The sequence below is a fragment of the Bacillus sp. CD3-5 genome (assembly GCF_006349665.1).
Lineage (GTDB): Bacteria > Bacillota > Bacilli > Bacillales > Bacillaceae_G > Bacillus_A > Bacillus_A paranthracis.
On the sequence record NZ_VEPX01000001.1, the window covers coordinates 172163 to 183568 of the forward strand.

The following is an 11406-nucleotide window of genomic DNA, read 5'->3' on the forward strand; positions in this document are numbered from 1 at the left end:
TTATCTGTTTTAGCTCTTTTTTATTAACAATTGATGTGCATATTGGCGTGCCCATTGATCCGCTTCTAATATAGCATCTAGTGAAGGATCTTTTACGTTATGATGGGCTTCAACTGTTTTGTAAATTGTTTTTTCAATATCGAAAAAGGCAATTTCATTTTTAAGAATAGTGCATTCGCAATTTCATTTGCTGCGTTTAATACAGCAGGAGTAGCACCACCAATTTTGCCACATTCATATGCGTATTGTAGACAAGGAAACTTCTCTAAATCTGGTTTTTCAAAATGTAAACTACCTATTTTTAATAAATTTAATTTTTCAATGGATATATATTTTACCATGAAAAAACCTCCAAAGTTGTTTCGAGTATTTCTGCAAACCTATATAATATTAGACAATTGAAGTGGAAATTCCTGCTATATAAAATAGAAAATTTTGGTTTGTTCAGAAGTGAAATGTGATAAACTGTAAAAAAATAACGAAAAGCGATGAAAGAGAAGAGTACATATTCGAAACTTTTCAGAGAGCTGATGTGTGGTGGGAATCAGCAAGGAATGAATATGGAATGGGCTCTGGAGCTTCTAACTGAAATGAGTAGGTAAAGACGGTTACTTCCCGTTATTGAAGTGTGAAGTGAGCTATAAAGATAGCTAATTAAGGTGGTACCGCGGGAGTCTCTCGTCCTTTTTTTAGGATGAGGGGCTCTTTTGTTTTGAGAAAGGAGGAGTTAGGATGAGTGACAAAATAATGTTAACAGGAATTAAGCCGACAGGTTATCCGCATTTAGGAAATTATATTGGTGCAATTAAACCTGCGTTGCAAATATCAAAGAAGAATGAAGGAAAAGCATTGTATTTTATAGCAGATTATCACGCGTTAAATGCTGTGCATGATCCGAGCCAGTTTAGTAGTTATACGAAAGAGGTAGCAGCTACTTGGTTATCGCTTGGACTTGGGGAAGATGTTATTTTTTATCGGCAAACAGAAGTACCAGAGATTCTAGAATTAGCTTGGATATTAGCTTGTCTAACTCCGAAAGGGCTTATGAACCGTGCCCATGCATATAAAGCAAAGGTAGAGCAAAATAAAGAGGCGGGTTTAGAGGTCGATGCCGGAGTGAATATGGGGTTATATACGTATCCGATCTTAATGGCAGCTGACATATTGCTATTTCAGGCTACGCATGTGCCAGTCGGAAAAGACCAAATTCAGCATATTGAAATTGCGCGTGATATTGCGACGTATTTTAATCATACTTTTGGCACGACATTTACACTTCCGGAGTATGTCATACAAGAAGAGGGTGCAATATTACCAGGGCTTGATGGAAGAAAGATGAGTAAAAGTTACGGGAATGTGATCCCATTATTTGCAGAGAAAGAAAAACTACGCAAGTTAATATTTAAAATCAAAACAGATTCTTCACTTCCAAATGAACCGAAAGAACTAGAAACGTTATATACAATATATAAAGAATTTGCGACAGAAGATGAAATGCAGTCGTTACGTGAAAAATATGAGACTGGAATCGGATGGGTCGATGTGAAAAAAGAGTTATTCCGCGTTGTAGACCGTGAATTAGCTGGGCCACGTGAGAAATATGCTATGTATATGAATGAACAGAATTTATTATATGAAGCGTTGGAAAAAGGTGCTGAGCGGGCGCGGACTATTGCGAAGGTAAATTTAACAGAAATTAAGAAACGGATTGGATTTGAGAGGGAGCACTGAGCGTTCCCTCTTTTTTCTCTGTAACTTATTCGTCATATCGATGAGTAAAGCAAGGAGTTCGCATATTCTTTTGAAACTTATTAGTTGCATATATTAAAAAGTATGCTACTATAGGGTTGCTTATTAAACGTGTTTAATAAGTATAATGAAAGTCACTTAATAAAGATGTTTAATAAGTAGGGTTCATTTGATTACGAAGGAGATGATTCTATGAAAACAGAAAAAGAAAAGATGTTAGCGGGAGAAATGTATATTGCGGATGACGAAGAATTAGTAGCTGATAGGGTGAAGGCAAAACGTTTAACACGCCTTTATAACGAGGCGATGGAGACAGGAGATGAGAGGCGTTTTACATTATTAAATCAGCTTTTAGGTTCTTCAGCTGATGGGAAAGCGCAAATTAATCCTGATTTTCGTTGTGATTACGGCTACAATATCCATGTTGGAAAGAGCTTTTTCGCAAATTTCAATTGTGTGATTTTAGATGTTTGTGAAGTTCGAATCGGTGATAATTGTATGTTTGCACCTGGTGTCCACATTTACACTGCTACACATCCTTTACACCCAGTAGAGCGGAATTCTGGCAAAGAATATGGGAAGCCTGTAAAGATTGGTAACAATGTTTGGGTTGGCGGGGGCGCTATTATTAACCCTGGTGTTTCAATTGGAGACAACGCTGTAATTGCTTCAGGGGCGGTTGTGACAAAAGATGTACCTAATAATGTAGTAGTTGGAGGTAACCCAGCTAAAGTTATTAAAACGATAGACTTGTAGAAATCGTTTTTTATGAGTGCATGAATAAACAGATGTCGTATCGTATAGAAAAGGTGAAAGATGTTTCATATAAAGAAAAATAGTGCGGAAAATCGTACGAAGACATTACTTACTTCTTGAAACGCTCTTTTTCTTATTTGTTTTGCCGATTTTTTCGTTTGCTGTAAGTTTCTCTCATCGGTTATACAGCCTTTTTAGTCGGCTAGGTATACTAGGGGAATCATTCAGAATACGTAATACCTTGTTAGCTGTTTTATTATTTGTTCTCTTATCTGGAATTGTATGAATGCATCAAGCAAAACAGAGAGTGCGTGCAGCGGAAATATATCATCTCTATTGCTTTAGAAAATGATGTATGATATATTGTCAACGCAACTTATTAAAAGGGTTTAATAAGTATGTTGATTAAGGTGGTGAGCGATTTGAGTGAACAATTTGTTACTCAAAAATCGATTAAAGAGACGATCCTTCGCGGCATTCGTAAAGTTCTTCTAGAGCGAGGTAGTGCAACGAAAGTTGAGCTTAGTAATACATTAGAAATTAGTTTTCCAACGATAAGTAAATTTATAGAAAAAATGAAACAAGACGGTGAAGTCACTTTAGCTGGTTTAGATGATTCAAGTGGTGGAAGAAGAGCGAAACGATATGAATATAATCCAGAATATATGTTAGGTTTAGCGATATTTTTAGAAAAAAATGAAACAAACTATACAATTTTCAACTGTTTAGGGGAAGTAAAAGAACAAGGAAGTACTTCAAGTATGTTAATTGATACGGGCGTAAATCTATTATCTAAACATATTGAAGGTCTTATCGCTACCTTCCCGAAAATAAGCTCTATATCAATTGGTGTGCCTGGTTCGGTTGATAATGGTCGTATTTTTTATATTCCTGGATATGAAAAGTTCCAAAATTTTAATTTGAAAAGTCATTTGGAGGAACAGTTTTCTATACCAGTAGTAATAGAAAACGATATGAATGCTGCAGTGCTTGGTTATTATAAAAACACTGGAAACTATGATAATTCCTCTCTTGTATATTTGTATTCCGGTCAAAATGGTCCAGGTGCAGGTATTATAGTAAATGGAGATGTCGTACGCGGAAGCACATTTTTCTCAGGAGAGATATCTTTCGTCCCGCAGTATAATAATAAAAATTTCTTGCAAGCTTTGAGAAGTGAAGATTCGAATAATCCAGAGGAATATAATATAGATGCTATTACTCGTTTAATCGCTACATGTATAGCTATTATTAACCCTCATGCCTTTATCTTCTGTGATGATGAAGTGAATCAATTTGTAATAGATCAAATTGTAAAAAGTTGTCCGCAGTACATCCCGGCGGAACATATTCCGAAAATAACAGTGAGTAATTGGAAAGAAGATTATTTATATGGATTAAAAAGTCTAGGACTTGATCTTATGATTACGAGAACGAATAAAGAAAATTAAATGTCCTGGCAATGAAGCATCCAATTGTCAGTTGAATAACATAAAAGAAAAGGTGTCGATTATGAAAATTGAACATGTAGCAATTTGGGTGAATGATTTAGAAGGAATGCGTGATTTTTATAAACAGTATTTTAATGGTGAAGAAAATAGCTTATATGATAATCCGAAAAAGCAATTTAAATCTTATTTTATAACTTTTGAAGGTGGTGCGCGTCTAGAACTTATGAAGCAGGTAGGGTTAGATGATGCATTACAAACACAAACAATAGGATATGCACATATTGCTTTTTCTGTAGGTAGTGAAGAAAAAGTGAACGAATTAACGAATACATTAAAAGAAGCAGGATACCCTGTGTTAAACGGCCCACGAACTACAGGGGATGGTTACTATGAAAGTGTAGTAAGTGATCCTGAAGGAAATCAGATTGAGATAACGATCTAACATGAACAACCTCATTTCGCATTATCATGACGGGAGATGAGGCTGTTTTATTTTTATCTTTAATTGGAGTGATGAAAATCGCGAAGAATCCCCTCAATAACTGGATGAAGAGTACTAGGTAATTCATCAAGCGGAAAGAAACGTAATTCTTTTGATTCTGTTTGATCACATACAAGCTCACCGTGAAATTCTCGGCAAATATAAACAACGAGTACACCGTGTACTTGATCGCCGTTTGGATAGATTTGAAAGTAATCTGGTCCAGAGTATGTACGGAATAGTTCTGGATTTTTAATAATAAGTCCAGTTTCTTCATATACTTCTCGCTTTAAAGCATCTTCTAACGTTTCGTTATATTCTAAGGCGCCGCCAATGATGCCCCAGCGGTTGAAGTCTGTACGGAGCTGCAATAATATTTCATTTTTCTCATTTACTATAATAGCGTGTGAACCTATTAAAATCAGTGGATGATTTCCTACTAAATTTCTCATGTCTTCGATATACCCCATAGTTGTTCTCCTTATAGCTAATAATAATTAGGAAGTTCTTTTAACATTCTTTCTGTTTTCCGTGCTGTAAAGGCTAAGTTATGATCATCTTTCGTTCTGAAAAATAAAGTGCGTAAAAAGGTTTTAATGTTGGCACATAAAATACAATATTCATTTAACGAAAGGCGTTTTCTAATTTGGGGAAGCCTTTTTATTTTTTTATGAATAATAGAAATTAACTCGTCTTGCGGAAAGTCATGATACAACATCGCTAGTAAAGGAGTAACGATGCGTTCATCTTCGTTATTATGAAAAAGGTCAGATGGAATGAAGATTTTATTTAATAAACAATGAATTAACTCTTCGTACCATTCAAAAGTTGTATACGTATTATGAACAATTTCCGTAAAGGCATCAGATACGTGAGCAAGACAATGAGCCCATCCTTTATTTTCGATATAGCCCCGAAAATCCGTTTCTAAGTTTGTGTATGTAATGAGTTTGTTTTTTATTTCTTCGATATCCTCCTCCGTACAAAAGTAGTGCGAATTAGCGAATTGGAGTATTAACGCAATTAACGAAACAGTGTAAGAACGTGTGAAAACCCCATCTGAATGCGGGGAGTATATGTCACAATATAAATACTCATCACTTAAACAAGTTTGCAACAGTAATTTTAGTTGATCGTCCATAAGGAATTCATGATGAATAAAATGTGCAAAACATTTATATATAAGTTGGTAACGAACGTAACTATCAGTCGTTCCGATATACTGAAGCATGTTCAAAGTTAACTCATTAATATCTATATGTTGCAGTTGCGTATAGTCATTTTGTTGTATAAGCTCTAACTGTTGTTGCAATGCTGTAATATCCAATGGAGAACCTCCTCCGCACTTTAAAGATGCGATGTTTTCTAGTATTCTATATATTCAAGGACAATCCTGCTCATGCAAGGAGAACAAGTAGAAATTCAAGTATGACATAGATGAGGGAAGTATATGAAGACTATAGAACAGTTAGAAAAACATTTTAAAATAAGAAGAAATGATTCTTCAATCATGATAAAAGAAAATAATGCAGAAGTTTTTACAGAAGAGCAATTAAAGGAAATGATGCAGTATTGTGTTGCTGAGGCTGAAAAAGAGGGAATAGAAAACATACATTTTGAGATTTCTTCAAAAAGCCCAAATTATGATGTGTATAAGAAATGTTTCGAAACGTATTCATTTGAATATGTTACGGAAAACATGATTGTATGTAAGGATATATATGAAGTAGAAGATGTAGAAAGTGACATTGATTTTAAGTTGATTGAAGAAGTAGGTGAAGATGCTTTTTATTCTCTTTGGAGTGAGATGACGGAAGAACAAGTCACTTATGATCAATTTGTAAATATGATGCTACAGGAAATTGGGGAGCAATGGAAAGAACATTGTTTAACTGCGAGTATTAATGAAGAGCCGATCGGAATTGTAATCCCGCATATTGAGAGAGGTACGTTAGAAGAAGGAAAACTTATGTATTTCGCAGTTACTCCAAATATGCGTAATAAGGGATATGAAGCTGCATTATTTGCAGGAGCAATGTTTGTCTTAAAAGAAATAGGAGCATCTTATTATATCGGTGAGACAAATGTACAAAATGAGTGGATGAAGGATGTTTTTGAAAAGAACGGATGTCAGCTGCTTAGTTGTACTGAGCGATATGTGAGGGTGTTTTAGGAGGAGGAATGATGTACTTTCTTGAACTCATTTCGAGGCAATCCGTGTACAACTTATGAACAAGTAAAAGAACTTTTTGCTTCTTTGTAAGATAAAAAGAAAAATGAGAACGACAAAATAGATATTCCTATAATACAATAAGGAAAGATTCGATTATATGAGAAAGCGTTGGTGAAAGAATGGAGCAGCAAAGACATTGGTTACAAGCAACTGTAGAAAGAAATGAAGATAATACGTTACAAATAAAGTGGGAAAATAATATAGAGGAAGTTCGCATTTACTGGAGTACTTCGCCAGATCATATTGAAGAAAATGGAGAATTACTTGCAACAGTAAATGGAGAATCATCATGTACAATTGAAAACCCGAGTGAAAATGAGCGTCCATATTTTAGAATAGTAGGAAGTAATGGACAAGCAGTAACAGTAGCTGAGCGTAGATTGCCATTACAAGGCGCGTTTAACTTCCGTGATATGGGAGGCTATGAAACGACTGAAGGCCGTAAAGTAAAATGGGGCAAGTTGTACCGTTCTGAAGAATTAGCAGGACTAACAGAGTGGGATATCGACTATTTACAAAAGTCTGGATTAAAGTTAATTTGTGACTATCGTACAGACTTTGAAGTGAAGCATAAGCCAAACCCTGAGATTACAGGTGCTCGTCAAGTGTGCTTACCAGTTATGCAAGATTTAGCGAAAGACTTGAATATAAATGAATTTTTCCAAGTTGGTGACCTTTCTATGTTAGGGAAACCAGGCGAGTATCTTGTGAAAATGAATCAAGATTTCGTAAGTGGTAATGAAGCATTCGTAAGTTTCTTAAACTTAGCGCAAAATCCAGAAAACTTACCGTTAGTAAATCACTGTACAGCTGGAAAAGACCGTACTGGATTTGGATCGGCACTGTTATTACTTTTACTAGGCGTACCGGAAAAAACAGTAATGGAAGACTATTTACTAAGTAATGGTTTCCGTGAAAAGTTAAACGAGAAAATGATGGCCTTTTTAGGTGCAAAATTACAAAACGACGAAAGCAGAGCAATATTAGGTGCAATGTTTGAAGCGCGCGCTGAATATTTACAAGCTGCAATTGATGAAGTGAAAAAGCAATACGGTTCAGTTGAAGCATATGCTGAAAAAGCACTTGGCTTTTCGAAAGAGTCGTTAGAGGAAATGAAAGTGTTATTGCTAGAGGATAAATAATGAGGGGGGAGGCTAATTGGATTAGCCTCTTGTTTCTATTATGAAATTTTTCGTTGCCTTATTATCCCTATGACAATTGGAATAACTGTCCCAATTAACAATATCGGTAAAAATAATTTTCCGAAACCGCCGCTCCATTTTAAAGCTATTGAAATGGTTTCAAATTGGATGAAAGCAAAAATAAGTAAACAGACATTTTTTAATTGATTTAACACTTTTCTACTATTTAAATAAAATTCTTTAGCATTTGACTCATCCAGTCTTTGTGGATAGTTATGAACTTCTGGAAACTTTTCTAAAGTCTGCATGAGAAGGAGTATGAATGCTCCTATTCCTGGTAGAAGTAAAAGCTCCCACTTTGATCCCCAACGATCTACAGCCCCATATGCGTTATAATGTGCGGGTACTTCCTCAGGTAATCTTCCCCAAATGATAATCAAAAAAATGATGGATCAAAAGAACAATAAATATCCAATAATATCTCCAACCCATTCACTTTTTGTTTTTCGAATTTTTATTTTAGGTCTTTCCCATGAATTTACTATATTTTTCCGCTCCCTTCCTAATAAGTAGAGTAATACAGTTCCTGGATTGCCAGTTTATAATTTGAATCTATTATCCAAATTATCTCAAATTTATAGTATTTTCCCAATTAATTATTTTTGAATAACATGACTCATGTGTTTTAAACAACTGTAAGATCTCTGGATAGTAGCTGTTCGTAAAAGAAAAAATTCGACTTAAGAGTTGATTAATGAGAAAATACAAGTTGTAAATAACGTACTAGTTGAGGAGAGCATAATGAAATATAAAGTTATATTATTCGACGTAGATGATACATTATTAGATTTCCCTGAAACGGAAAAATACGCACTACATAATGCGTTTGTACAGTTTGGTATGCCTACAGGGTATAGTGATTATCTTGCAAGTTATAAAGAGATTAGTAATGGATTATGGAGAGATTTAGAAAATAAAATGATTACGCTAAGTGAATTAGCGGTAGATCGATTTAGACAATTGTTTGCACTGCATAATATAGAAGTAGATGCGCAGCAATTTAGTGATGTATATCTTGAAAACTTAGGGAAAGAAGTACATCTTATTGAAGGTGCAGTGCAATTATGTGAGAATCTACAAGATTGCAAGCTAGGCATCATTACGAATGGGTATACGAAGGTACAACAATCTAGAATTGGAAATTCGCCTTTAAGTAACTTCTTTGATCATATTATTATTTCTGAAGAGGTTGGCCATCAAAAACCAGCACGTGAGATTTTTGATTATGCGTTTGAAAAGTTTGGGATTACGGATAAATCAAGTGTACTAATGGTTGGAGATTCGCTCACTTCTGATATGAAAGGCGGAGAAGATTACGGCATTGATACGTGTTGGTATAATCCGAGTTTGAAAGAGAATAAGGCAAGTGTTAAGCCGACTTATGAAGTGGAGAGTCTGCTGCAAATTTTAGAACTTGTAGAAGTGGCGGAAGAAAAGGTAGTTTCATTTTAATTGTGTCGATATTTGTTGATAAATCGATATTCTTTGTCGGATCGTCGATATATCGAAAAAATCGTTGATATATTTTGAATTGCTGCGGTCAATTTAGGAAAGAGCTGTGTAACAACTAGAGGTGAATAAAGAATGTTAAAGTTTTTATTTGAGTTAGACAAGAATATCCCACAAAAGGATGAGCCACGGTATGATGCCTATTCCAAGGGCTTTATCGAAGGGGATGTAACGATTCACGCGAGTAACAGTGTATTTTTTCAAAAGTCATGTATGAAGGTCGCAGAGCTCGGTATTTATTTAGGACAGTGGATGGAGCAAGTGCAACACGGGCAGAATGTACATATGAATTATGAAACGCCTGACCGTGATGAGACAATTCTTAGTTTCTCCTATGAAGAGGACAATCAATGGAGAGTTTCTTCCAGTTGGCAACAATTTGAGGTTCAGGAATGTATTTCTACTACAGCATTAGTGGAGAGTGTTCAGCGTTATTTATATGAGTTAAATAAAGAACTGCGCGCGTTAGAATATCCTGTGACGTTTGATCAGTACTTAAGAGGAGAGCGGGTGATGCAGCTTTCTTACAAACGACTGTGTGATAGTAAAGCGGATACGGTGCCTATTGAGGTTTACAATGAAAGCGACAGAGTAGGCACAGTACGGGGGTATTATAAAAATACGTTGATGAGAGTGCTAGATTTCATTCCGAAAGTCGGTAGTAATATTATTTATGAAATAAAGGATAGTAAGGACAATATTCGCGTCATTGCAAAGGATGTAAGTAGGCAGCGCCAAAGAAGGATTTTAGTAACATATAAAGATAATCATGATGCAGAGCATGAAATACTTGTATGTGACGGAAAGTTATTGGATGCAAATTTCTTATTTACCTTTACATATAAGAGAGAAGAATTTGTTGTTCATAAAACTATTTTTGGGATGGGAAAGTTATTACGAAATGGCTATGTAACCGCAGATTGGAATATTCGTCTTGAGGAAGATATGTATGATATTGAGATGAATGTATATGATGAGGATTATATAGAGGATCAATATTTACTATTGGGCGTATTTCATGCGGTTTTGTATGGGTGATAAATGAAAAATACCGGTATTCTTTGTGAAAAGAATGCCGGTATTTTTTATTCATCCTCAAAAATAAAAACTTCATCAATCGTACTATGAAGTACCCTCGCAATATCGTGAGCAAGCTGCAAGGAAGGATTATATTTTCCTTTTTCGAGATGGTTAATTGTTTCACGACGTACACCAACTTGTTTCGCTAAATCTTCTTGCGTCATGTTCAATTTGGCGCGGTATTCTTTTATTTTCGTTACGAACGCCATGGCGCATCTTCCATTTCATCAACAGGTTTATCGTAAAAGAACATAGAGAAGCCGAACGTAAGAATGAGTGTGCCGAAAATAAGAGCGATATCAATCTCTTGTAGTGCCGGGTTTGGAAACAGCATTTCAATAAACATAATAATAGCGGTAGTTAGTAATGTAACGATAAAGGCATTGCGGCACGATTTATTGACGATTTGTTCAAATAGTTCATCGTGTTGAACCGTTCTATACGTTGTGAAAAAAGAGAAGAAACAGAACATAGTAAACAATCCTTTGTCGTAAAAAAAGCCGAGGAAGCCAAAGAAACCGAGAAATCCTAAATATTTAATCCAAGTTGTTTTCACGATAGATTCTCCTTTCAATGTTAGAAATAATTCACGTTATGTTATAAATATATCACATATAAAAATGTATAGTAATAATAGTTTTCCAATTCTTTTCATAATAATAGTAAAAAGAGGAAATATACTGCGAAATAAAGAGGATAATATTGTAAAATGGTTGTAAGGAGGGGGAGGAAGGTATGCTAACTTGGATCATGATCGTTGTATTACTTGTAGTCATTACTGTAGTGGCGACGGTGTTAATTGGGCGAAAGGGTGATGCAAATTATAGTAAAGCGACAAAGGGGAATATTAGAAGGCTTACGATGATTTATATTATACTAGCTGTCGTTTTAATCGTTGGATTAGGTCTGTATATTTATTTCAAAGGTTAAAAACTGAAAAATACA

Annotated in this window: 14 protein-coding genes, 2 pseudogenes and 1 other annotated feature; of the genes and pseudogenes, 10 read left to right on the top strand and 6 right to left on the bottom strand. The window is 35.1% G+C overall.

The features are described 5' to 3' along the window. Positions 1-9: 9 nt before the first annotated feature. A pseudogene (locus FH036_RS00925) lies at positions 10-341 on the bottom strand (hypothetical protein). A gap of 138 nt (positions 342-479) precedes the next feature. Continuing rightward, positions 480-689, top strand: a binding site (T-box leader). A 43-nt stretch (positions 690-732) separates the two neighbouring features. Between FH036_RS00925 and FH036_RS00930 the strand changes: the two are divergent. The 5 genes and pseudogenes from FH036_RS00930 to FH036_RS00950 all read left to right on the top strand — a co-directional run bounded on the left by FH036_RS00930 (position 733) and on the right by FH036_RS00950 (position 4398). After that, a complete protein-coding gene (locus FH036_RS00930) occupies positions 733-1731 on the top strand; it encodes a tryptophan--tRNA ligase (protein WP_139895170.1) in 999 nt (332 codons plus the stop codon). 210 nt (positions 1732-1941) lie between these two features. Continuing rightward, entirely contained in the window at positions 1942-2505 is a 564-nt protein-coding gene (locus tag FH036_RS00935; RefSeq protein ID WP_060631613.1) for a maltose O-acetyltransferase, read from the top strand. Between the two features lie 167 nt (positions 2506-2672). Beyond that, positions 2673-2791 (top strand): annotated as a pseudogene (locus FH036_RS00940) (MFS transporter); the annotation flags it as partial. 136 nt (positions 2792-2927) lie between these two features. After that, positions 2928-3956 carry an ROK family transcriptional regulator gene (locus FH036_RS00945; RefSeq protein ID WP_000003022.1) on the top strand — a complete coding sequence of 343 codons (1029 nt, stop codon included), beginning with the start codon at positions 2928-2930 and terminating at the stop codon, positions 3954-3956. Between the two features lie 61 nt (positions 3957-4017). Next, the gene (locus tag FH036_RS00950; RefSeq protein ID WP_000687562.1) at positions 4018-4398 is read left to right on the top strand and encodes a VOC family protein; all 381 of its coding nucleotides are present in this window, start codon (positions 4018-4020) and stop codon (positions 4396-4398) included. A 59-nt stretch (positions 4399-4457) separates the two neighbouring features. Here FH036_RS00950 and FH036_RS00955 read toward each other — a convergent pair whose 3' ends face one another. Then, the gene (locus FH036_RS00955; protein WP_048556794.1) at positions 4458-4907 is read right to left on the bottom strand and encodes an NUDIX hydrolase; all 450 of its coding nucleotides are present in this window, start codon (positions 4905-4907) and stop codon (positions 4458-4460) included. Positions 4908-4924: 17 nt separating this feature from the next. After that, positions 4925-5764: a DUF2785 domain-containing protein gene (locus tag FH036_RS00960; RefSeq protein ID WP_044793198.1), complete on the bottom strand. Its 840-nt coding sequence runs from the start codon at positions 5762-5764 to the stop codon at positions 4925-4927. Positions 5765-5887: 123 nt separating this feature from the next. Between FH036_RS00960 and FH036_RS00965 the strand changes: the two genes are divergently transcribed. Then, complete coding sequence (locus FH036_RS00965; RefSeq protein WP_139895171.1) at positions 5888-6610, top strand: GNAT family N-acetyltransferase; 723 nt, start codon at positions 5888-5890, stop codon at positions 6608-6610. A gap of 179 nt (positions 6611-6789) precedes the next feature. Next, positions 6790-7812 (top strand): tyrosine-protein phosphatase, encoded by a 1023-nt coding sequence (locus FH036_RS00970; protein WP_044793195.1) that lies wholly within the window; start codon positions 6790-6792, stop codon positions 7810-7812. A gap of 38 nt (positions 7813-7850) precedes the next feature. Here FH036_RS00970 and FH036_RS00975 read toward each other — a convergent pair whose 3' ends face one another. Next, the gene (locus FH036_RS00975; protein WP_257469534.1) at positions 7851-8261 is read right to left on the bottom strand and encodes a DUF1648 domain-containing protein; all 411 of its coding nucleotides are present in this window, start codon (positions 8259-8261) and stop codon (positions 7851-7853) included. A 352-nt stretch (positions 8262-8613) separates the two neighbouring features. On the opposite strand from FH036_RS00975, the gene FH036_RS00980 reads away from it, so the two are divergent. Next, complete coding sequence (locus FH036_RS00980; protein WP_044793193.1) at positions 8614-9324, top strand: YjjG family noncanonical pyrimidine nucleotidase; 711 nt, start codon at positions 8614-8616, stop codon at positions 9322-9324. Between the two features lie 132 nt (positions 9325-9456). Further along, entirely contained in the window at positions 9457-10419 is a 963-nt protein-coding gene (locus FH036_RS00985) for a tubby C-terminal domain-like protein (RefSeq protein ID WP_139895172.1), read from the top strand. Between the two features lie 47 nt (positions 10420-10466). Here FH036_RS00985 and FH036_RS00990 read toward each other — a convergent pair whose 3' ends face one another. Together FH036_RS00990 and FH036_RS00995 are read right to left on the bottom strand one after the other, a co-directional pair. Beyond that, entirely contained in the window at positions 10467-10670 is a 204-nt protein-coding gene (locus tag FH036_RS00990) for a helix-turn-helix transcriptional regulator (RefSeq protein WP_000896293.1), read from the bottom strand. Beyond that, positions 10658-11017 (bottom strand): DUF3796 domain-containing protein, encoded by a 360-nt coding sequence (locus FH036_RS00995; RefSeq protein ID WP_048525167.1) that lies wholly within the window; start codon positions 11015-11017, stop codon positions 10658-10660. Before FH036_RS00995 ends, FH036_RS00990 begins: the two co-directional genes overlap by 13 nt. Before the next feature lie 179 nt (positions 11018-11196). Here FH036_RS00995 and FH036_RS01000 point away from each other — a divergent pair, with 179 nt between their 5' ends. Then, positions 11197-11391, top strand: a complete 195-nt coding sequence (locus FH036_RS01000; RefSeq protein WP_098921727.1) for a hypothetical protein — start codon at positions 11197-11199, stop codon at positions 11389-11391. Positions 11392-11406: the final 15 nt, after the last annotated feature.

What these genes read in the sequence shown, in the direction of transcription:
- FH036_RS00955 (WP_048556794.1), bottom strand. Translation starts at nt 4,907, where the DNA reads ATGGGGTATATCGAAGACATGAGAAATTTAGTAGGAAATCATCCACTG.
- FH036_RS00950 (WP_000687562.1), top strand. Translation starts at nt 4,018, where the DNA reads ATGAAAATTGAACATGTAGCAATTTGGGTGAATGATTTAGAAGGAATG.
- FH036_RS00985 (WP_139895172.1), top strand. Translation starts at nt 9,457, where the DNA reads ATGTTAAAGTTTTTATTTGAGTTAGACAAGAATATCCCACAAAAGGAT.
- FH036_RS00990 (WP_000896293.1), bottom strand. Translation starts at nt 10,670, where the DNA reads ATGGCGTTCGTAACGAAAATAAAAGAATACCGCGCCAAATTGAACATG.
- FH036_RS00935 (WP_060631613.1), top strand. Translation starts at nt 1,942, where the DNA reads ATGAAAACAGAAAAAGAAAAGATGTTAGCGGGAGAAATGTATATTGCG.
- FH036_RS01000 (WP_098921727.1), top strand. Translation starts at nt 11,197, where the DNA reads ATGCTAACTTGGATCATGATCGTTGTATTACTTGTAGTCATTACTGTA.
- FH036_RS00965 (WP_139895171.1), top strand. Translation starts at nt 5,888, where the DNA reads ATGAAGACTATAGAACAGTTAGAAAAACATTTTAAAATAAGAAGAAAT.
- FH036_RS00970 (WP_044793195.1), top strand. Translation starts at nt 6,790, where the DNA reads ATGGAGCAGCAAAGACATTGGTTACAAGCAACTGTAGAAAGAAATGAA.
- FH036_RS00980 (WP_044793193.1), top strand. Translation starts at nt 8,614, where the DNA reads ATGAAATATAAAGTTATATTATTCGACGTAGATGATACATTATTAGAT.
- FH036_RS00930 (WP_139895170.1), top strand. Translation starts at nt 733, where the DNA reads ATGAGTGACAAAATAATGTTAACAGGAATTAAGCCGACAGGTTATCCG.